The organism is Salipiger sp. PrR003 (assembly GCF_010500785.1).
GTDB classification, from domain to species: domain Bacteria; phylum Pseudomonadota; class Alphaproteobacteria; order Rhodobacterales; family Rhodobacteraceae; genus Salipiger; species Salipiger pacificus_A.
The window spans coordinates 22,051-42,519 of record NZ_JAAGOV010000029.1 but is presented as its reverse complement, the minus strand read 5'-3'; the positions used below and the strand labels follow the sequence as shown (position 1 = coordinate 42,519).

The following is a 20,469-nucleotide window of genomic DNA, read 5'->3' as shown; positions in this document are numbered from 1 at the left end:
CTTTCGCCAAGGGTATCAAATGTCGACCGCCTCCGCGAGGCTCAGAGCCTCCTCGAGTTCGCCGTCCAGGTAGCGGACCGTACTGTCCACCTTGGTGGGACCGAGCAGGAGCTGGACCGCGCGAAGATTGCCTGTCTTGCGGTAAGCCTGTGCCGCCTTGGTGCGCCTCAACGAGTGCGTGCCGTAGCCGCTCGGCTCGAGACCGATCGCCGTCACCCACTCTCGGACGAGCCGCGTGTATTGTCGCGTCGAAATGTGCGGCCTGGCATGAAACCGGCGCGCGAACAGGAAGGCGCAGTCGATCATCTCCGGTCGTTTCACCCAAGCCGAGATCGAAGCACGGGTGTTTTCCGTGACTTAGACCTGATAGGGGCGGCGCGTCTTGCTCTGGATGACCGATACGCGTTCGCGGAGACGATCGCCGACAACGGGCTGGGCGACCTTCAGACCGACGCGGTCGCAGCCCCGCACCTTGGTGGCGATGGCGAGATTGAACAGAGCGAGATCGCGAAGGCCGCTCGCAAGTCCGAGGCGCGCACGGATCGACACCACAGCTAAGATCGAACCCGCGCTGTCACCGCGGACTGCAGCACATCATTGGCACGCGTCATTCACCGTCCTCCGGCTCAGTTCCGGGTGACTGGCCGCGCACCGGTCTCTCGCTGCCTGGCACGCCCGTTCCGATTGGGACCACGCGGCGCTCAGGCCGTTCCGACCTCTGCGGGTTTTACGGCAAAGAAGATGGCGTAGAGCGTGGGGACGACCACCAGGGTCAGGATCGTGGCGAAGCTCAAGCCGCATATGATGACGACGGCCAGGGACCTGAAGAAGGGATCCCAGAGAAGCGGCACCACCCCCAGAACGGTGGTCAGCACGCCAAGCGACACGGGCCGCACGCGGCTGACCGCGGCATCGACGACCGCGGACATGCGCGCCTTGCCCTGCGCGATCTGTGAATCCGTTTCGTCGATCAGCACGATGGCGTTCTTGATGAGCATCCCGGTCAGCGACAGAATGCCGAGGATGGCCATGAATTCGAGAGGCGTCCGGCTGAGGGCGAGGCCGTAGATCACCCCGATCAGCGCCAGCGGCACCGCGAGCCAGATGATGAGCGTCTGGCGCCACGCGTTGAACAGGAACAGCACCACGATGAACATGGCACCGAACCCGACGGGCATTGTCTTGGCGAGACCCGCGTTGGCTTTCTGGCTGTTGCCGTATTCGCCCTTCCACTCGAGGCTGTACCCCGGCGGAAGGGCAATCGCCTCGATCTTCGGGCGCACGGCGTCGAAAAGGTCGCCCGACCGGATGCCGGGCGCATTGTCGGACTGCGCGGTGATCGCCAGTTGGCGGTCGATCCGGCGCAGGCGTCCCGCCTCGAAGACGACATCGAAGCGGTCCACCACCTGGCTGATCGGGATGTAGCCGCCCGTTGCCTGCGCGTAGACCTGGATGTCCCGCAACTCACCGACGTCGTCTCGTGCGGATGCCACTGGGCGCATCACGATATCGCGCAGCTCGTCGCGCTCGCGGTACTGTCCCAGGCGCGTCCCGATCAAGTGGCTGTAGGTCGCATTCGAAATCTCGGCCTGCGTCAGCCCGACACGGCGGGCGCTCTCGATGTCGATGATCGGCCGCAGAACCTTTACCTGCTCGCGCCAGTCGTCCTTGACCGCGATCGCGCCGGCCTCCGACATGATCGCCTTGGCCTGGTCTGAAAGCTCACGCAGGATGGCCGGTTCGGAGCCGAAGAAACGCGCTTCGATGCGCGAGCCACCGCCCGGGCCAAGCACGAATTTCCACACCTTGGACTTGGCGTTCGGATAGGATTCATCGATATGCGCCTGAATTTCGCCGCGCAGCTTATCGATGACCCCATAATCTTTCACGTCCACCAGGATCTGGCCGTAGGACGGGTCGGCGTCCGCGGAATCGTAGATCAGCATGAATCTCTGGTGTCCGCTGCCCACCATGCTGTTGGTTCCCGTCACGCCGTCGAGGCCGCGCACGAAACCCGCGATCTCGCGCATGTCCGCCTCGGTGCGGGTGATGTCGGTCCCCTGCGGCAGGTAGTAGTCGATGACGAATTGCGGGCGGGTGGACGCCGGGAAGAACCCGGGCGGCACGAGGTTGAACATAGCGACCGCCGAAACGAAGAGCGCAACGATGCCCGCGACGGTCAGCCAGCGCACCCTGATGGCCTTGTCAAGGAGCGCGCGATAGCTCTTTAACACAGCATTTTCCTTCGGCGCGTCGCCGGCTTTGCCAGGCTTGAGCAGCAGCGTGCAGAAATAGGGCGTCAACCAGATCGCCACCAGCCAGGAAAACAGCAGCGCGATGCCGATGGTCCAGAACAGCGAGCCGGCATATTCGCCGGTGTTGTCGGGTGAAAAACCGATGGGCGAGAGGCCAGGATACCGACCACCGTTCCGCCCAGCAGCGGCCAGATCGTCTGCCGCACCACCGAGCGCGAGGCGGCGGCGACCTCTTCGCCGTGCTGCACGCGCACCAGTGTGCCTTCGACAACCACGATGGCATTGTCGACGAGCATCCCCAGCGCAATGATCAGGGCCCCCAGGGAAATGCGCTGCATGTCGAGCCCGAAGACATACATGCCAAAGAGCGTGCCCGCGACGGTGACAAGCAGAATGCCCCCCATCAGGATGCCGGATCGCACGCCCATGAAGACCAGCAGCGTGCCGACCACGATCGCCAGCGCCAGCCCGACGTTGACCACGAAGTCATCGACGGACTCCTTCACGCTCGCGCCCTGGTCCGAGATCGGCAGGACGTGGATGCCGATGGGGCGTTCACTTTCCAGCTCGGCGATGCGCGCCCGCACCGCATTGGCCATGTTCACCACGTTGCCGCCCCGGACGTTGGAAATGCCCATGCCAATGCCGGGTTGCCCGTCGCGGAACAGAAGCGTCTTCGCCGGCTCCTCCAGTCCACGCGTCACCGAGGCGATATCCCTGAGCCTGAAGGACGCGCCGGTCTCGGGGTTGGTGAGCATCAGGCTCTCGATGGCTTCGATGGAGTCCACCGCGCCTTCGGGCCGCAAGGCCAGGCGCGTCGGACCGGCCAGGATGGAGCCACCGGGTGTCACCAGGTTCTGCCCCTCCAGCAGGCGCTGGATCTGCGCGGGTGCGAGGCCGAGCGCGGTCAGCCGCGCCGGCGCATACTCAACGTAGATGACCTCCTTGCGGACGCCATTCAGCGAGACCTTCGAGACCCCGTCGACCGTGACCAGCTTGCGCTGCAGCTCCTTGACGTATTCGTAGAGATCGGAAAGAGAAAAACCTTCCCCGACGATTGCGTAGTATTGGGCGTAGACATCGCCATAGTCATCGTAGACCTGGCTGGGGTAGGCATCGGGCGGCAGCTGCGACTGGGCGTCCGAGATCTTTGCCCGCATCTGCGCGAATTTCTGATCGAGCTCCCGATAATTCGGTGTCGAGGCGATGGTGAATTCCACCGTCACCGTGCTGAGCCCCGGCGAGGAGACCGACCGGACCTCGTCCACGCCGGGCAATTGTTGAAGCGCACCCTCGATGACCTCGGTCACCTCTTCGACCACTTCTTCGGCCGAAGCCCCGGGATAAGGCGTGATGATCTGCGCCTGCCGGATCACGAACTCCGGATCCTCGAACCGAGGCAGCGCGGTATAGGCGAAGTAACCGGCGAAGAGGATCAGCAGCGTGGCCACGGCCGAGATCAGCCGCTTCCGAAGAGCAAAGGATGCCAAATCCATGGCCCTAGTTCCCAACTTGGGTGATCGGGCGGACCGTCATTCCCTCAACGATGTCGCCCACGCCCGCCGACACCACGCGCTCGCCGCCCAAGAGCCCCTCGGTCACCACCACATCCCCGCCGCTGGCCGCCCCTAGGGTCACGGCCCGTCGCGAGACCTTGCCCGCGTCATCCACCAGCCAGACGAGCGGATCGCCGTTCGGCGCCGCGGCGACGGCAGTCAGCGGGATCGTCACCTCTTCGCGCGCTCCCCCGATTGTGGCGCGGATATTGGCCACCATGCCGGGCAGGATGAGCGCGTCTTCGGGCACCGAGACGGCGGCGCGTCCGCGGTAGGTCTGCGTCGCGCTGTCCGCCTGAACCGAAAATTCGACCAGCTCCGCGGGAAATTCCTGTCCCGGGAGGGCGTCGAACGTGGCGATACTTCCGCCCGCTCCATCGCGGCGCGCCGTCAAAATCTTCACATCGGGGCCGGGGATATCGAACGCGAGGTGAACGACGCCGAGACTCTGGAGCAGCACGATCGGCTGCCCCGCCTGCACATTGGCAAAATTGTCGATGTCCCGCCGGGCGACGATCCCGTCGAAAGGCGCCCTGAGCGTTGCATCGTTGATCTTGTCTTGCGCGGTCTCGATCTGCACATCGATGCCCCGCAGCGTGGCCTCTGCCGCAGCGATTTCCTCGGGCCGCCCGCCAACCTCTCCGATCCGAAGCGACTCCTGCTGCGACTTCAAGCTGGCTTCGGCCACGCGCGCCTCGGCCTCCGCCGCTTCCAGTTGGGCACGCGTTGCGACCCCGCGCTCTTGAAGCTCGCGGGTCCGGTTCAGCACGTTGTTTGCGGCATCGACCTGGGCCCGGGCGGAGTCCACCGCGGCCTCCAGCGCGGCGATCTCTTCGACCCGTGCGCCGGACTTCAACGCGTTGAGCTCGGCTTGCGCCTGCGCCTTCTGGCTCTGCAACTGGCTCAGCTGGTTATCGAAATCCCGAGTCTGGATCTGGGCAATCGTATCCCCCTCGAAAACCTGCGACATCGCGCGCACCGGAAGCGCGATCACCTGCCCGGAAACTCTGAAGGACAATTCGACCTCCCGTGAAGGCAGGACGAGCGCGGGATAGGACAGCGACACTTCCGCCGCTGTTTCCTGTGCCACGGTGACCTTCGCGGGGCGTGCATGGCTCTCCTGCGCCATGGCTCCGTCGGAAATTCCCGCGCCAATCGTGGCAAAGACTGGAAAGAGCAAAACGGTCTTCATCAAAATGGAGTCTCCCCATGAGGCACCGAACCCAGATGATGATGGCAACCATCGACCCGGCGCGTTCACTCAAAAGAGGACCAATTTCCGAAACCGATAGTACAGGAAAGTCCCGGGGTTCGTCATTCTGTTTCGACGGCAGCCACGCACGTGGCGCCCTTGGCCTCGGGCAAGCGTGGTTCCCGTCTCGATCCCTCCCGCGCGCCCAGCCTTCGAGGATGGACTGCGCGAGCTCGGATTTTTCCGGCGGACAAGCCTCGAAGGACCGCTTCTGCGGTCCGCAGCTGAGCTTCGTTTGGCGCGGCAGCGGGTCTTTCGCTATGATGCGATTGCGTCGAACGAGTAATCAACAGCAGGAAGGTCCGCACGACTGCCGCCCCATGCTCACGGGGCGAAGGGAAAGTTAGGGCTGACTGCAGACCCACAGGATGCGCGTTACCGCAGTTCATGGCGCGAACAGACGGTGGGTTGGCGCATTGGTCCAGCCCAGGACATCCCTCGGAACGCATGAAAGCTCTTGCAAAGCCATCGCGGCGGCCAGCCCCTGTGCATGCGGCGGGTCCAGCCTACCTCGTGTCTCCAGCATGTACGGAAATCCCTGGGTAGGAGAACGGTTTGAACTTGTCCGGCTCGAAAGATGACACCCCGTTGCACAGGCGCGCCCTTGTCATTGGCGCTTCAGGGGGCATCGGAGCTGCGCTTTGCGCAGCGCTTGCCGAGCGTGGAGCCGAGGTCACCGGTCTTTCCCGATCCGTTGACGGCGTCGATTTCGCCGACCCTGCCTCCGTGGCCGCTCGGATGGAGGCACTGTCTGGTCCATTCGAGATGATCCTCGTCGCGAGCGGAGTGCTGGCGCCGGAAGGGGCCAGGCCGGAGAAGTCCCTGGCCGAGATCGACGCCTCCAGGATGGCCGAGGTCATGGCGGCGAACGCCATCGGACCGGCACTCGTCCTCAGGCATGTTCCCCGGCTTCTGCCCCGGAAAGGGCGGTCGGTTGTCGGGGTCCTGACCGCTCGTGTCGGCTCCATCGGCGACAACCGCCTGGGCGGCTGGTACAGCTACCGCGCCTCGAAGGCTGCCGCCAACCAGATCGTCCACACCGCCGCGATCGAGATCGCCCGCACCCATCCCGGTGCCGTCGTCGTTGCCCTTCATCCCGGCACCGTGGCCACGGAATTCACCCGCGACTACCCGGCCCATCGCAAGGTCACGCCCGCCGAGGCCGCGGGCAATCTTCTCGGTGTGCTGGCCGGCCTCGAGCCGCGGCAAACGGGGCAGTTCTTCGACTGGGCCGGCAACCCGGTACCTTGGTGAAGACCCGTGGGTGTCGTTGCAGCTCCGGCTCACGCGCGCCTCCTTGCCAGAACCGGGAGGTCCCGCCCCGCCGCAAGCCCATTGCGGAAGTGTCAAATTCTCGCTGCGTGCGCTCGCAGCGGAATTTTTGCTGTGACGCGGCAAATCCCCATGCCGCATCGAAGCAACGGATCCTGTCGTTCATGCGCCGCGCAGCGAACTCCTTCGGAATAGCGACCACAAAGCGGACAAACAGGACACTCTTGTGTGGCTCAGTTTTTAGTCTGACGGTTCAGACCGAACCCTATCTCGAACCTCATATTCCGCGGCCCGAGCAGGAAGCGGAAGCAGCCGAGAAGCTCGCGGCGCTCGCGGAGAAGACCGGTGGGACGCCGAACATCCTGCTGCTGCTCGTAGATGACATGGGCCGGGGCGATCCCGGCTCCTATGGCGGCGGCATTGCGGTGGGCGCGCCAACGCCCGAAGTGGACCTTCCGGCGCGCTCGGCGTGCCGCAGGTGCCAACCGACTGGCGCATTCTCCGCACGCTGATGCTGATGGCCGTGGCGGCGGGGGTGTTCTTCCCGCTGGTCGGCCTGCCTATGGTCGAGTCGAACTCTGCAGTGCTTGAGCGGCGCTCACGTTCGGTCCGTGAGGGTGGGTCGTTCTGCCGGCAACCGGGCCCTGTAGTGAAAACTGCAACCGCGAAGCGTCCGAAAACACCGCGCGGCCCCGCTCAGAAGAAGGAAACCCTCGGGCCAGTCGGACCGCAGTCGATCACCGCCTCGACCCCGAAAACCTCGCGGATCAGGCCTGCTGTCAGCACCTCTGCAGGTCGTCCCTGCGCGACCAAGCGCCCCGCGCTCATCACGGCGACCTCCTCGCAGAATGCCATCGCCTGGTTCAGATCGTGCAGCGCGACGACGACCCGCGTGCCCAGTTCGGGCAGCAGGCGCATCAGGTCAAGCTGATGCCGGATGTCGAGATGGTTGGTCGGCTCGTCCATGAGCAGCTCGCGCGGCTGCTGTGCCAGCGCCCTGGCGATCTGGATGCGCTGGCGCTCTCCGCCGGACAGCGTGGCCCAGGACTGCTCCGCGCTGCGCGTCATGCCGGTGCGTGCCAGCGCATCCAGCACGATCTCTTCGTCGCGCGCGCTCCAGGGGCCCAACGCGCCGCGATGCGGCAACCTGCCAAGCGCCACCACATCCCGCGCGGTCAGCCCGACATCGGTCGTCGCGTGCTGCTCTACCAGCGCAAGCCGCCGCGCGATCTCGGAACGACGTATCGTCTCGATTGGCCGCTGGTCGACGAGGACCGCGCCGCCGCTGCCGCGGCGGACCCCGGCCAGCAGGCGCAGCAGGCTCGATTTGCCCGAGCCGTTAGGCCCCACCAGGCCGAGGACACCTTGGTCGGGCACGCGCAGGGTCACGCTCTTGACGATTGCCGCGCCACCTGAGGACCAAGAGACATTTTCGCTCCGAAGGCTCATTCCCGTCCCCGCGAACGCCACAGCAGGACGGCAAAGGCCGGGGCGCCGAAGAGTGCGGTGATCACCCCGATCGGCAGCACCTGTCCCGGCAACACGAGGCGCGACAGCACGTCAGCCAAGACCATGAAGGCCGCGCCCGCAATTGCCGAGCCTAGGATGAGCCGCCCGTGCGCCGGACCGACGAAGAAGCGGGTCGCATGCGGGATCACCAGCCCGACGAAGCCCACGGCCCCGACGATGCTGACAACGCAGGCGGTGAGAAGTGCGGTAAGTCCCAGAAGCTCGACGCGCACACGCGCGACATCGACCCCGAGCGAGGCGGCCGCATCCTCGCCGAAGGCGAAGGCATCGAGCGCCCGCGCCCGGTAGAGGCAGACAGACAGCCCCACGAGCAACACGGGCAGGGCCAGGCCGGCATCCGGCCAGCGCACACCGCCAAGGCTGCCAAGCAGCCAGAACATGATGCCACGGGTCTGCTCGGCGCTGGCCGAGGAGGTGACGATGAAGGATGTGGCGGCATTGAACAGCTGCGAGCCGGCGATGCCGGCAAGGATGACCCTCTCGGCACCGCGGCCCGCGCCGAAAGACAGCACCGCCACAAAGCCAAAGGCGAGGAGCGCCCCCGCCATGGCCCCGGCCGAAACCGTGACGGCCCCGGCACCGAGCGCGAGTACGATGACCAGCACCGCGCCGGTCGAGGCGCCGGCCGAAATCCCAAGCAGGTAGGGCTCGGCGAGCGGGTTGCGCAGCAGCGCCTGCAGCACCACGCCGCAGATCGCCAGAGAGGCTCCGGCGCACATGGCGACCACCGCCCGGCTCAGCCGGTAGTGCCAGACGATCCCCTCGCGGATCGGATCGACCGGAAGGTCGAGCCCGAAGAGTCGGTTGGCCAGCGTGGACAGGGCCTCGCGCGGGGTCACGCTGATCTCGCCGAAGAGAACCGCGCAGCAGGTCGCGAGGGTGAGGGCGACGCCACCGGCAAGCACGAAGGACCCCAGCCCCGTCAGAGGGCCGGAGCGGGTCCGGCGCGAAACGCTCACCGCGTAAGACCGATGTCTTTCAGGCCCGTCGAAAGGACCTCGACCCCGTCGACGGCCCGAAGCGTTGGGTTCATCGAATGCGCGGGCATCTCGATCAGATGTCCCGCACGCACCGCGCGCAGCTGGCTGGCAACCGGATCGCTTTCCAGGAACGCGCGTTTCGCGCCCACGTCGTCGCCGGGGAGGTTGCGCCGCTCCATGGTGCCCAGCACGATTACATCCGGATCGAGCTCTGAAATCGTCTCCCAGCCAACCAGCGGCCATTCCTCGTCCGAGGTGATCACGTTGCGCACCCCCACAACTTCGGAAATCCATGCCGGGGCTCCGAACCGCCCGGCCACATAGGCTTCGCCGGCGATCTCGGGCGACGAGAACCAGTAGAGCACCGAGACGTCCCTTGCCTGCAGCGCTGCCGCACCCGCCGTTGCCGCCTCGATCCGGGCGGCATTGGCAGCAACCAGGTCAGCCCCCCGCGCCGGCACGCCGAAGATCTGGGCCAGTTCGGTGATCTCCCGGTTCAGCAGATCGTCGCTCCAGGCCTGCGCGCGGGCGCCGTCGCCGCTGCCCGCAACGAAGTCGCTCTTGGCGCATTCCGCAGGCGAGACATAGGTGCTGATGCCGAAATCGTCGAACTGGGCGAAGGTGCCAACCCGGGCCTGATCCGGGGCGATGTCGTTGATCCACTGCGCCGCGACGAAATCGGGGCGGGCTTTCAGCACGGCCTCGAAACCGGGCGAGTTGTCGGCGATGCGCGGCACGGCTTGCCCCGCGTCGACCAGCGGCGCTGGTAGCGGCGCGAGCCAGATGGCGGTCCCGACGATATGCTCGGCGAGGCCGAGCGAGAGCAGGATCTCCGTCGTGCCTTGGCCGATCGAGACCACGCGCTCGGGCGGCTTGGCATAGGTCGTCACACGGTCGCAGTTGGGGATCTGCAACGGGTAGTCGGTCGATTCAGCAAATGTGGTTTCAGGAATGGGCAGCAAGGCGCAGCACAGCAGCGCAAGGCCGCGGAGGCGGCCCGAGGTTGCAAGAAACATCAATATCCTTTCCCGGACACCCCGTCCGGTCGGTTGCGCAGGTGACGCCCCCGCGGGATCGCGGGGCCGGAACGGCAGGTCTCCTGACTTGCGGCCATGGTCCCGAAACCGCCTTCCCGCGCCGTTTGGCGCAGTGGCTTCGCCCGGAGGGGCGGGTGGCTCGGAACGGACGCTTACAGTTGCGGGGGCAGTCCCGGAGTCCGCGGCCCAAGGCCGCGTCACCGGGTTCCCTTTTCATCCCGGATGGGAACCGTTCGCGGCGAACCTCGGGGCGGCGCCGTGCTTTGTCAAGTTGCCATGCTCGCATCGGCCCGGCGTATCGGGGTCGCCCTGCATCCCGGCCGGGCAGTGAAGCGAAAGCCCTCGGTCGGCGGTCTTTGCCACCAGCGCCGGATCGTGGCTGACCAGCATGATGGCGCAGCCGTCGCGCTCGGCGGTGTCCACAAGCAGGCTGATGACCTCTGCCTGGGTGATCGGATCAAGCCGCGAGGTCGGCTCATCGGCAAAGATGAAGGCCGGGCGCACCAGCAGCAGGCGCAGGATCGCCAGTCGCTGCAACTCCCCGCCCGAGACCTCGCCCGGCTTGCGACCCAGCAGCACTGGGGCAAGGCCGAGGCGCTCCATGTGGTGCTCGATCTGCCGCGGGTCCTGCCCATGCAGCCGCGCCACATCGCTCAGCGTGCGCTGAAGGCTCTGGTGCCGCGGAAAGGCCGCGACGGGATCCTGATACAGCTTCTGGTAGGCGCGCGCCCGAGATGCAGTGCGGGTGACGCGCCCGGCGGAGGGGCGGTGCAGCCCGAGCAGCACATCCCCCAGCGTCGATTTCCCACAGCCCGAGGGCCCAGTGATCCCGAAGATCTGCCCCGCGGCGATATCCAGCGACACATCACGGAAAAGCTCCCGGTCGCCGCGGGTCGCGGCGAGCCCCTCGGCCCGAACCACGCTGCTGCCCGCGGGCGCGGGCGCGCGCTTTTGCCATGTCTCGGGGTCCGCCGCGATCAGCCGGGCGGTGTAGTCGGATCTTGGCGCGGCAAGGACATCGGCGGTGGGGCCGGTCTCGACCACGCGGCCCTTGCGCAGCACGATGATCTGCCCACCGACCCGCCGCGCCAGCGCAAGATCGTGGGTGATGACGATCAGCCCGCCGCCGCTGCCGACCTCTGCCATCAGCAACTCGGCCACATCGTCGCGGCGCGCGGCATCAAGCCCCTTGGTCGGCTCATCGGCGATGACGATCCGCGCACCCCCGGCCCGCGCCGCGGCGATGGCCACACGCTGCGCCATGCCGCCGGAGAGTTCATGCGGCAGTTTTGCTCCGGCGCCCTGAAGCCCCAGCGCTGCCAGATCGTCACCGGCGCGGGTGCGGGCTTCGGCGGCGCTCAGGCCGCGCACCAGTTGATGCGCCTCGGCGACCTGCCGCGCGGCGGGCATCAGCGGGTCCAGCGACAGCCACGGCTCCTGCGGCAGCACCGCGATCTGCCGCCCCCAGAGGCCGCGGAACTCGCGCGGCCGCGCGGCGCTGATCCGTCGCCCACCGATCTCGACCTCGCCCCGCGCCGAGAGGCTCTCGGGCAGCGTGCCCATGATTGCCTGCGCAAACAGGCTCTTGCCCGAGCCGGTCTCGCCGAGGATCACCAGCGGCACCCCCGGCTCCAGCGTGATCGACAGCGGCTCGACAAGCTGCGTGCCGCCGTCGTGGATGCAGATGTCCTTTGCGCTCAGAAGGGTCATGTCTCGCGGCTCCCGGCCAGAAGGGTGAGGCCCAGCAGCAGGCCGAAGGTGGCAATCACCGGCGCAAGCAGCGCATGCGGCGCCTCCTGCCAGTAGGGCATGAGCTCGACCATCATCAGGCCAAGCTCGGGCGTGGGCGCGCGCATGCCGACGCTGACAAAGCCGAGCGCGGCGATGCCCATGATGGCCGTCGCCATGCCGAAGGCCCCCGCCGTCAGCATCATCGGGGCGATCTCCGGCCAGAGGTGCCGGCGGAAGACGTAGACCGGACCAAAGCCCAGAAGCCGCGTCGCCTGCACCGCCGGGGAAGCCAGCGTGTCGCGCACCGCGGCGCGGGTGAGGCGGAAGAACTCGACCCAGAGCACCAGCGACAGGCCTAGCCAGAAGCCGGTAGCGGTCGAGGGCATGATCGCCAGCACGATGAGCACCAGCAACAGGCCGGGCAGCGCCAGCAGCGCATCGGCGAGCGTGGTCAGCACGCGGTCGGTCCAGCCGCTCCGCGCCGCGGCGAGCGTGCCCAGCGTCAGGCCCAAGGCTCCGGCGGTGGCAACCGCCGCCAGAGCGATCAGCGGCGAGAGCCGCAACGCATCGGCCAGACGGTGATAGATCGATCGGCCCAGATGGTCATAGCCCAATGGCGCGCCCGCCTCGGGGCCGGCCAATGCCTTGAGCAGGGATTGAGCGAAGGGATCGCCCGGCACCAGCACCGGGCCGAGGATGGCGAAGGCCAGCGCCAGCGCCACCAGCGCGGCGCCAAGGCTGCGCGCCCAAGGAAAGCCCGCGCGAGCTGCGGGAGGATGCGCGATGCTCGTCATGCCAGCCCCCTCGGGTCGAGTTTGCGGGTCATCGCATCGACACCGGCGTTCACCAGCACGAAGCCCAGCCCCAGCACCAGCGCGGTGGCCTGCACCATCGGCACGTCGCGGGCAAAGATCGCATGCACCAGCGCGTGGCCGATGCCGGGCCAGCCGAAGACCGACTCGACAATGACCACGCCCTCGACCAGCGTGACGAATTGCAGCCCAAGGTAGGTCACCAGCGGCACCGCGACGTTGCGCAGCCCGTGGCGCAGCAGCACCTGGCGGCGCGACAGCCCCTTCCACTCGGCAAAGCGCCAGAACGGCATGGCCGCGATGCGCGCCATGGCATCGCGGGCGATCCGCGCGTTCACCGCGGCAAGGCCAAGCGCGAGGGTGACGGTCGGCAGGATGAAATGCCGCGCCGCGCCGTGTCCGGCGGCGGGCAGAAGGCCGAGCCCGACCGACAGCAGCAGGATCAGCACCAGCGCCAGCAGGAACTGCGGCACCGCCCGCAGCCCCGTCGAGAGCACCAGCAGCCCCCGGTCGAGCAGGCCGCCGGGCCGCAGCCCGGCGAGGATGCCGAGCGGCGGGCCGATCAGCAGCGACAGCGCCAGCGCCGCAACGGCAAGCTGCAGCGAGGCGCCAAGCTGGTGGACCACCTCGTCCATCACCGGCGCGCCCGAGACCAGCGAGTTGCCGAAGTCCAGCCGGGCCAGATCGCCAAGCCAGCGCAGCAGCGCCGGAAGCGCCGGCCCGTCGAGCGCCAGCTCCTCGCGCACCGCATCGGCGGCGGCGGCGTCGACATTGTCATATCCGTAGCGGTGCGACGCGATGCGCCAGGCCATGTCGCCGGGCAACGCGCGCATCATGGCGAATGTGGCGGTGCCGATCAGCCCCGCCACCAGCCCCGCCTGGATGATCCGCGAGATCAGTGACTTCATTCAGTCCGCTCCAGATCCTGCAGGCCAAAGCTGCGCTCGTAGGGATCGATGGTGACGCCGCTAAGATCGGTCGCTGCCGCGAGCGTCTGCTGGTACCACGCGATCGGGATCACCGGCAGCTCGGCTTGCAGGATCTCGGCGGCATGGGTGCGGTCCGCGTCATCGCCGTCGCCGCGCGCAATGCCCGAGACCAGCTCCACGAACTCCGGGTTGTCCCAATTCATCGCGCCCCAATCGCCGGTCGGCACGAAGTCGGACATGACCGTGCCGATGGGATCGGGGATCAGCGAGAAGTTCCGCGCGATCAGCCCCAGGTCGAGCGAGCCATCCTGATGCCCCGCGGGGATCTCCGAGGAGTTGGTGGAATTGATCGTCAGCGCGACGCCGATCTGCCGGAACTGCTGTTCGAGCACCGCCGACACCAGCGGCAGTTCGGGACGGTCGGGATAGGTGGTCAGCGTCAGGGCAAAGCGCGCGCCGTTCTTGGCCAGAATACCATCGGATCCGGCGCGCCACCCCAGGCCCTCGAGCAGCGCCTTGGCGGCCTCGGGATCGTAGGCCAAGGGCGCGACGCTGTCGCTGTGCCAGGCTGAGACCGACGGCGGGAAGAGTTGGTCGGCGCCCTCGGGATAGCGCAGCACGGCCTTGGCGATGCCGTCGCGGTCGATGGCGAGGCTCAGCGCCCTGCGCGCCTCGGGCGTGTCCAGGAAGGGGTGACCCGCATTGACCTTCAGCAGCAGCGTGCGCGGGATCGCCACCGAACGCACCTCGACCGCGTCCGACATCCCCAGCCGCGCCACCGAGGCGGGATCGAGCCCGAACACGAAATCCGCATCGCCCGACTGCGCCATCAGAGCGCGCGTCTCGACCCGGCTGACCGCATCATAGGCAACCTCGGCGATATGCGGCTGCGCCCCCCAGTAGCCTTCGAAGGCACTGGCATCGAGCGACAGCGGCGGCGTAAGATTTGTCACGCGGTAGGGGCCGGTGCCGATGACGGCGATCCCCTGTCCGTCGGCGTCATAGGCGGCGGGCGCCATGATCTGCGAGTGGAACTCGGCGAGATAGGCGGGAAGCGCCGCGCGCGGCTCGGTCAGCGTGATCACCAGCGCGCCGTCTTCGGCCGTCATGCCCGAAATCGGCAGCGAGGCCAGCGGGCCGGGCTTGGCGCGGGCAATGGTCAGCGCTTTGAGCACGGCCTCGGCGTCCATCGGGCTGCCATCGTGGAAGCTCACGCCGGGGCGCAACGTGAAGCGCCAGTTCAGCCCGCCCTCGGACACCTGCCAGCCAGTGGCGAGCCCCGGCACCAGATTGCCCTCTGCGTCCGCATCGACGAGGGTTTCGGTGATCCCCATGCGGGTGAAGATGTAGCCGCTGGTCGAGGGCTCTGCGCCCTTGATCTCGAACTGTGCCGCCACGGTCAGCGGCCGGCCCGGCTCTGCGGCGGCAAGCGCCGGAACCGAGAGCATCAGGGCTGCGGCGAGCGCAGGAATTCGTGTCATCGGAGGGAGACCTTTGTGCAATGGAACCTCGGCCCGAAGGCGTCGCGAGGCCATTACGTTATATCATAACATACCGCAAGCACGTGATCGCCCCATCAGAAGAGATTGCTCCGTGCCCGCATCAATCGGGCTGCCCGCATTCTCCGGGATTTAACCCGCGCGGTCGATCAGCCATCAGAAGGCTGCGTCTGTGCCGACACTGATCCTGCACCGCGTGCCTGAGCCACGTAGATGGCCACCGCCAGAAGGTCGGGCGCGAATCTCAGCCCTGGACCAAGTTTCTCAATTCAGAACCCATCCTTGATCTTTAGGTGGCTGTGCATGTGCGGTTCGCTTCTGCCGTGCTGGTGGATTTGCTGGACATCTTCCAGCGGCACCAGGGACAGATGGCCGTGACGAATTCCCCGTTCGGCGAAGAGACCATGCGCATAATCCTCCACATCTTCCACCCGGCCGCGCATCACGGTCACCTCCATGGCATTCGTGTGGTCGAGCGGCACCGACAAGGCCGCGATGGCCTGGTCGTGACGGGAGTGGCGGGTTTGGGGGACGCGGCGCCCCAGATCCCGGGTCGCGAGGTCCAGGGCATAGCTGACGATCCCGATGCAATCCGCCTCCTGGGGTGCGTTGCGTGTCAGGGCACGGCGCATCAGGTCCCGGATCGCCTCCGACCTGTTGGTGGCGCCGGACCGTTCCATGTGCCTGTCCAGCTCGGCCAGTAGGTCGTCTTCTATTGCGATCGTGATCCGTTGCATGGCGCTCTCCGTGCTGATGCGCCAAGCATCCGCGCTAAGAAACCGAGGCGCAAGCGGGCTGGCACTTTACACTGCCGGGAGCCGGAGTATGAAATATCGCAAAGTTTTTCATACTCAAAGGCGCCATGATCCGTCCACTGACACCCCTCGCGCTCGCAGCTTCGCTTCTGCTGCCTGCGCCCACCGAAGCGCGGCCTCTTGTGCTGGCGATCGGCGGCGAGCCCGACGGCGGCTTCGATCCGATCATGGGTTGGGGCCACTATGGCAACCCGCTCTTTCAGTCGACCCTGCTGCGCTACGATGCCGAGCTCACTCTGGTTGGAGACCTCGCGACCGACTGGACCCTGTCGGGAGATGGGCGTGTCTGGCGGCTGCGCCTCCGCGGCGACGCCAGGTTCTCGGACGGAACGCCGCTGACGGCCGAGGATGTCGCTTTTACCTACAACACGGCCAGAGCGGCCGGTGGGCTGGCCGACCTGACCGTTCTGAAGGAAGCCCGCGTCCTTGATGAATTGACAGTCGAGCTGGAACTGACCGAACCGCGGATCACCTTCGTCTCGCGCCTTGCCACGCTCGGCGTCGTGCCGGCTGCGACTTATGGTGAAGGCTATGCCCGGCAGCCTGTGGGCTCCGGGCCTTTCCAGATGGTCGAATGGCGCGAGGGCGAGCAGTTGCTGGTCGAACCGAACCCCTATTGGCATGGTGGCGAGATCGCCTTCGAGCGTGTCAGCTTTGTCTTTGGCTCGGAAGAGGCCGGGCAGGCGCTGGCACGGACGGGGGCAGCGGACGTCGTGGCCGTGCCGCCATCCATGGCGGATGCCGCCCCCTCGGGACTGGCCGTGCTTCATGTCGAGACGGTCGACAACCGGGGGCTGGCTTTCCCGATGCTGCCAGACACTGGCGCCACGACCGATGCGGGCACGCCGATCGGAAACGATGTGACGGCGGACAGGGCCATTCGTGTCGCGGTAAACCAGGCCCTCGACCGCGAGGCGCTGGTGGCGCTGGCCCTGAACGGTCACGGTCGCCCTGCCATGGGTCCCGCTGACGGCCTGCCTTGGGACAACCCCGAGGCCGCGATCCCCGGAAATGACCCGACCGCCGCGATGGCCACGCTGGAGGCGGCGGGATGGCGCGATACCGACGGGGACGACATCCGCGAGAAGGCCGGTCTGCGCGCTGCGTTCCGGGTGCTTTACCCCGCCAGCGACAGCACGCGCCAGGCGCTGGCTCTGGGCGCGTCGGAACAGTTGCGCGGCATCGGCATCGACGCCCAGCCGACGGGCAGCAGCTGGGATGAGATCGGGGCGCTGATGCATTCGCAGGTCGTTGTGCTCGGCTGGGGCGCGCATGACCCCTCCGAGCTTTTCTACCTGCACCATGGCGACTATGCCGGTGTCGACTATTACAACACCGGTCACTATGCGAACCCGGCTGTCGATGCGCGCCTCGAGGCTGCCGAGGCCGCGAGCAGCTTTGACGCATCTCTTGGCGAGTGGAAGGCAGCGGCCTGGGACGGCGAGACGGGTTTCGGACCCAAGGGCGATGCAACATGGGCCTGGATGGTCAACCTCGAACATTCCTACTGGGTCTCTGATTGCCTGGACCTGGGGCCGCTTCAGATCCACCCCCATGGCCACGGCTTTCCCATCACCCACGACCTGCCGTCCTGGCGCTGGACCTGCGAGTGAGGGCATGGCTGCCGACCCTGCTGGCCGGACGCCTGGTCCGGCTGACCTGGCTGCTGCCGCTGGCGGCAGTCGGGCTGTTCACGCTGATCTCGCTTGCCCCCATTGACCCGGTGCAAGCCTATGTGGGCGGCCGCAGCTCGCAGATCGGCCCGGAGCAGCGCGACGCCATCGCCGCCGCCTGGGGTCTGGACCGACCGGCAGCCGAACGATTTGCCAGTTGGCTCGGTCAGCTGACCCAGGGTGACCTGGGGCAATCCATCACCTTCAACGCGCCCGTGACGCAGGTCATCGCCACGCGCCTGCCTGCCTCGCTGGCGCTGGTCGGGCTGGCCTTTGTGCTGTCCTTCGTGCTGGGCACTCTGTTGGGCCTGACGGCGGCTGCGATGCGCGGGCGCTGGCCCGATCGTGTGATCCGCACGCTTGCCGTTGCCTTGGCGGCAAGCCCGGGATTCTGGGTGGCAATCCTGCTGGTCGCCGTTTTTGCCGTCGGGCTGGGTTGGCTGCCCGCCTGCTGCGCGATGCCTCCCGGACAACTGGCCACCGAAATCACTTTGGCGGATCGCTGGCGTCACATGGTCCTGCCGGTCGTCACCCTATCGGTCGTGGGCATTGCGCCGCTGGTGCTGCACACCCGGCAAAGCTTGATCGCCTTCCTCGACAGCCCCGCCGCACACCACCTTGCGACCCATGGAGCGACGCCCCTGCGGCTGGCACTTGGACCCGGCCTGCGCCACGCGGCCGGGGTCGCGCTCACCCTGCACCTCGCCGGAGCGGGAGAGATCTTCGGAGGCTCGGTCCTGGCCGAGGCCGTCTTCGCCTGGCCAGGCCTGGGGCAGGCCACCGTGCGCGCGGCGACGGGGGCAGACGCGCCGCTTCTGATGGGGATTGGGCTCGCGACGCTGCTGTTTGTCTTCGCGGGCAACCTGCTGGCCGACATCGCCGCCCGGCTGGCCGACCCGCGACTGAGGCGCCCCGCATGAGCAAAGCGGCCGAGCGGATCCTAGTCGTGCCCACGGGCCGACGGCTTCCGGAGCGCCGGGCGCAACGACAGGGTCTCGTCGCGCTGGTGCTGCTGGGCGCGGTGCTGACGGGGGCCGCGCTGCTGCCCGAGGGTGCCCTGTCGGTCGACGCGGCCGCACGTGCGCTGCCACCGCAGCGGACGCATCTGATGGGCACCGACCTGCTGGGCCGCGACATCGCCGCCCGCACCCTGGCAGCCCTTGCGCAAAGCGTGCAGGTCGGGCTTCTGGCGGCGGGCGCATCGACCCTCGTGGCGATAGTGCTGGGGCTGGCGACGACCTTCGGGCGCGTCGCCGATCACGCGGTCGGGATGCTGACGGAACTGGCGCTCGGACTGCCGCACTTCGTGCTGCTGATCATGGTTGCCTTTGCCACGGGCGGTGGCACGACAGGTGTGATCGTCGCCGTGGCGCTGACCCACTGGCCGCGCCTCGCGCGCGTCCTGCGACACGAGGCACAGACGATCGCCACGTCGGAGTACGTGGCAATCTCGCGCGCGCTGGGACGGTCGCGGAGCTGGGTCGCCCGGCATCACCTCGTGCCGCACCTCGTGCCGCAGATCGTCGCCGGTTTCATCGTGATCTTCCCCCATGCGATCCTGCACGAGGCAGGGCTCAGCTTCATCGGCCTCGGGATCGAACCGCACCTGCCGTCGATCGGCGTGATGCTGTCCGAAAGCCTGCGCGAGATCATGGCGGGACACTGGTGGGTTGCCGCCGCGCCCGGCCTTGGTCTGATGCTGGTCGCCGTAACCTTCGAACGGTTCGGCGAGGCATTGCGCCGGCTGACGGATCCGGCGGGAGGCATGGCATGACCCTTAGGATCGAAGACCTGGCTGTGACCTTTCCGACCGGCCCGGTTCTGGAGGGCGTATCCCTGTCGCTGGATCGCGGCGAGGTCGTCGGGCTGACCGGCACCTCCGGCGCGGGCAAGAGCCTCGTCGCCGAGGCTCTGGTCGGAGCATTGCCGCCGAACGCCATCCGGACAGGCCACATCACCATTGCAGGCAATCCAGTCCGCCCCCGGACGATCGCACTGGCCCCGCAGCGGCTGGATGCGCTGGATCCGCTGGCGCGGGTCGGCCGCCAGATCCAGCGGTTCGCCCGCCTTGCAGAGCGATCCGCCGATGTGACTGGCGCGCTGGCCAGTGTCGGCCTGCCGCCGGACACGGCCCGGTTCTACCCGCACGAGCTGTCGGGCGGCATGGCGCGCCGCGTGCTTCTGGCCACGGCACTGGCCACAGGCGCGGACTGGATCATCGCCGACGAACCGACGGTCGGGCTGGACGAGGCCGCCGCGGCCCGCGTCCTGTCGCTGCTGGCCGATCTGGCTGCTGCCGGGCGAGGGGTAATGGTGATTTCGCACGACCTGATCGGTCTGGTGAGGATCGCGTCACGTATCGTCATCCTGCGAGAGGGCAGGCAAGTCGAAACGGCGCCGAAAGCCGCATTTGCCGGGACCGGTAGCCTCCTGCGCAAAGCCTTTTCACAAGCGCTGTGGGATGCGCAGCTTTCGCCGGATGCTCAATGCTGACCGCCCGCGACCTGCGCCATGCCTATGGCAATCGGCAGATCCTGACCGGCGTTGACCTTAAGCTCTCCCCGGGCGAGGTGATGGGCGTTGGCGGAGCATCGGGCTCTGGCAAGACGACCCTTTGCCGGATCCTTGCGGGCCGGTCGGTGCCCGATTACGGCGAGGTTCTGCTCGACGGAGCAAGGCTCGAAACGGCAAGACCGGGGCTCCCGGCCCCGGTGCAGTACGCCCCCCAATCCCCCGAGCTGGCGGTCGATCCCCGCTGGCACGTGCGCAAGGTCTTGGAAAACGGCATGGTCCCGGACCCCGAGGTGCTTGCGGCGCTCGGCATACGCGACGCGTGGCTAAACCGACGGCCGACGCAACTTTCGGGGGGAGAGCTGGCGAGGGTTTCCCTCGCGCGCCTGTTCCACCCGCGTCTACGGGTTCTGATCTGTGACGAAATCACCAGCCAATTGGATGCGATCGAGCAGGATCTGCTTCTGAGGGCCCTGCTCGATCTGACCCGCCAGCGACGGATATCATTGCTCCTTGTGTCTCACAGCAATGGCTTGAGGTCCCGTTTTTGTAGCACAAGCTTGGTGCTCGACAGTCAGGACAACAGATAGGCCTGCCAACTGCGACCGTTCGTGCGT

At 67.3% G+C, this 20,469-nt stretch carries 18 protein-coding genes, 1 pseudogene and 1 riboswitch; of the genes and pseudogenes, 7 read left to right on the top strand and 12 right to left on the bottom strand.

Annotation, left to right across the window (positions count from 1 at the left end; all coding sequences use genetic code 11):
* Positions 1-15 precede the first annotated feature (15 nt).
* The 4 genes and pseudogenes from G0D83_RS06160 to G0D83_RS06150 all read right to left on the bottom strand — a co-directional run bounded on the left by G0D83_RS06160 (position 16) and on the right by G0D83_RS06150 (position 5,003).
* A pseudogene (locus G0D83_RS06160) lies at positions 16-561 on the bottom strand (tyrosine-type recombinase/integrase).
* 140 nt (positions 562-701) lie between these two features.
* Positions 702-2,345, bottom strand: coding sequence for an efflux RND transporter permease subunit (locus tag G0D83_RS32465; RefSeq protein ID WP_370457180.1), 1,644 nt, complete (start codon positions 2,343-2,345; stop codon positions 702-704).
* Positions 2,300-3,751: an efflux RND transporter permease subunit gene (locus G0D83_RS32460; RefSeq protein WP_203595563.1), complete on the bottom strand. Its 1,452-nt coding sequence runs from the start codon at positions 3,749-3,751 to the stop codon at positions 2,300-2,302. The genes G0D83_RS32465 and G0D83_RS32460 overlap by 46 nt, the downstream gene beginning before the upstream one ends.
* 4 nt (positions 3,752-3,755) lie before the next feature.
* Positions 3,756-5,003, bottom strand: a complete 1,248-nt coding sequence (locus tag G0D83_RS06150; protein ID WP_164190607.1) for an efflux RND transporter periplasmic adaptor subunit — start codon at positions 5,001-5,003, stop codon at positions 3,756-3,758.
* Between the two features lie 621 nt (positions 5,004-5,624).
* On the opposite strand from G0D83_RS06150, the gene G0D83_RS06145 reads away from it, so the two are divergent.
* Both G0D83_RS06145 and G0D83_RS06140 read left to right on the top strand, forming a co-directional pair.
* Positions 5,625-6,317: an SDR family NAD(P)-dependent oxidoreductase gene (locus G0D83_RS06145; RefSeq protein ID WP_235958003.1), complete on the top strand. Its 693-nt coding sequence runs from the start codon at positions 5,625-5,627 to the stop codon at positions 6,315-6,317.
* Between the two features lie 182 nt (positions 6,318-6,499).
* Positions 6,500-6,847 (top strand): hypothetical protein, encoded by a 348-nt coding sequence (locus G0D83_RS06140; protein WP_164190548.1) that lies wholly within the window; start codon positions 6,500-6,502, stop codon positions 6,845-6,847.
* Positions 6,848-7,031: 184 nt separating this feature from the next.
* Here the strand turns inward: G0D83_RS06140 and G0D83_RS06135 are convergent, their stop codons facing one another.
* The 8 genes from G0D83_RS06135 to nikR all read right to left on the bottom strand — a co-directional run bounded on the left by G0D83_RS06135 (position 7,032) and on the right by nikR (position 15,590).
* The gene (locus G0D83_RS06135; protein ID WP_164190605.1) at positions 7,032-7,784 is read right to left on the bottom strand and encodes an ABC transporter ATP-binding protein; all 753 of its coding nucleotides are present in this window, start codon (positions 7,782-7,784) and stop codon (positions 7,032-7,034) included.
* A complete protein-coding gene (locus tag G0D83_RS06130; protein ID WP_203594900.1) occupies positions 7,781-8,791 on the bottom strand; it encodes an iron ABC transporter permease in 1,011 nt (336 codons plus the stop codon). Before G0D83_RS06130 ends, G0D83_RS06135 begins: the two co-directional genes overlap by 4 nt.
* A 29-nt stretch (positions 8,792-8,820) precedes the next feature.
* Entirely contained in the window at positions 8,821-9,861 is a 1,041-nt protein-coding gene (locus G0D83_RS06125; RefSeq protein WP_164190601.1) for an ABC transporter substrate-binding protein, read from the bottom strand.
* A 70-nt stretch (positions 9,862-9,931) separates the two neighbouring features.
* Positions 9,932-10,116, bottom strand: a riboswitch (cobalamin riboswitch).
* Positions 10,096-11,592 (bottom strand): ABC transporter ATP-binding protein, encoded by a 1,497-nt coding sequence (locus tag G0D83_RS06120; RefSeq protein WP_164190599.1) that lies wholly within the window; start codon positions 11,590-11,592, stop codon positions 10,096-10,098. (Overlaps the previous riboswitch by 21 nt.)
* Positions 11,589-12,407, bottom strand: a complete 819-nt coding sequence (locus tag G0D83_RS06115) for an ABC transporter permease (protein WP_164190597.1) — start codon at positions 12,405-12,407, stop codon at positions 11,589-11,591. The genes G0D83_RS06120 and G0D83_RS06115 overlap by 4 nt, the downstream gene beginning before the upstream one ends.
* Positions 12,404-13,333 carry an ABC transporter permease gene (locus G0D83_RS06110; RefSeq protein ID WP_164190596.1) on the bottom strand — a complete coding sequence of 310 codons (930 nt, stop codon included), beginning with the start codon at positions 13,331-13,333 and terminating at the stop codon, positions 12,404-12,406. Before G0D83_RS06110 ends, G0D83_RS06115 begins: the two co-directional genes overlap by 4 nt.
* Positions 13,330-14,835, bottom strand: a complete 1,506-nt coding sequence (locus G0D83_RS06105) for an ABC transporter substrate-binding protein (protein ID WP_164190593.1) — start codon at positions 14,833-14,835, stop codon at positions 13,330-13,332. Before G0D83_RS06105 ends, G0D83_RS06110 begins: the two co-directional genes overlap by 4 nt.
* A 287-nt stretch (positions 14,836-15,122) precedes the next feature.
* Complete coding sequence (gene nikR, locus G0D83_RS06100; protein WP_164190591.1) at positions 15,123-15,590, bottom strand: nickel-responsive transcriptional regulator NikR; 468 nt, start codon at positions 15,588-15,590, stop codon at positions 15,123-15,125.
* Between the two features lie 125 nt (positions 15,591-15,715).
* On the opposite strand from nikR, the gene G0D83_RS06095 reads away from it, so the two are divergent.
* The 5 genes from G0D83_RS06095 to G0D83_RS06075 are packed head-to-tail and all read left to right on the top strand — an operon-like array spanning position 15,716 to position 20,442.
* The gene (locus G0D83_RS06095; protein WP_164190588.1) at positions 15,716-17,281 is read left to right on the top strand and encodes an ABC transporter substrate-binding protein; all 1,566 of its coding nucleotides are present in this window, start codon (positions 15,716-15,718) and stop codon (positions 17,279-17,281) included.
* Positions 17,278-18,261 carry an ABC transporter permease gene (locus G0D83_RS06090; RefSeq protein WP_370457172.1) on the top strand — a complete coding sequence of 328 codons (984 nt, stop codon included), beginning with the start codon at positions 17,278-17,280 and terminating at the stop codon, positions 18,259-18,261. The genes G0D83_RS06095 and G0D83_RS06090 overlap by 4 nt, the downstream gene beginning before the upstream one ends.
* A complete protein-coding gene (locus tag G0D83_RS06085) occupies positions 18,258-19,115 on the top strand; it encodes an ABC transporter permease (protein WP_164190586.1) in 858 nt (285 codons plus the stop codon). Before G0D83_RS06090 ends, G0D83_RS06085 begins: the two co-directional genes overlap by 4 nt.
* Positions 19,112-19,834 carry an ATP-binding cassette domain-containing protein gene (locus G0D83_RS06080; protein WP_164190584.1) on the top strand — a complete coding sequence of 241 codons (723 nt, stop codon included), beginning with the start codon at positions 19,112-19,114 and terminating at the stop codon, positions 19,832-19,834. Before G0D83_RS06085 ends, G0D83_RS06080 begins: the two co-directional genes overlap by 4 nt.
* A complete protein-coding gene (locus G0D83_RS06075; protein ID WP_164190582.1) occupies positions 19,828-20,442 on the top strand; it encodes an ATP-binding cassette domain-containing protein in 615 nt (204 codons plus the stop codon). The genes G0D83_RS06080 and G0D83_RS06075 overlap by 7 nt, the downstream gene beginning before the upstream one ends.
* Positions 20,443-20,469: the final 27 nt, after the last annotated feature.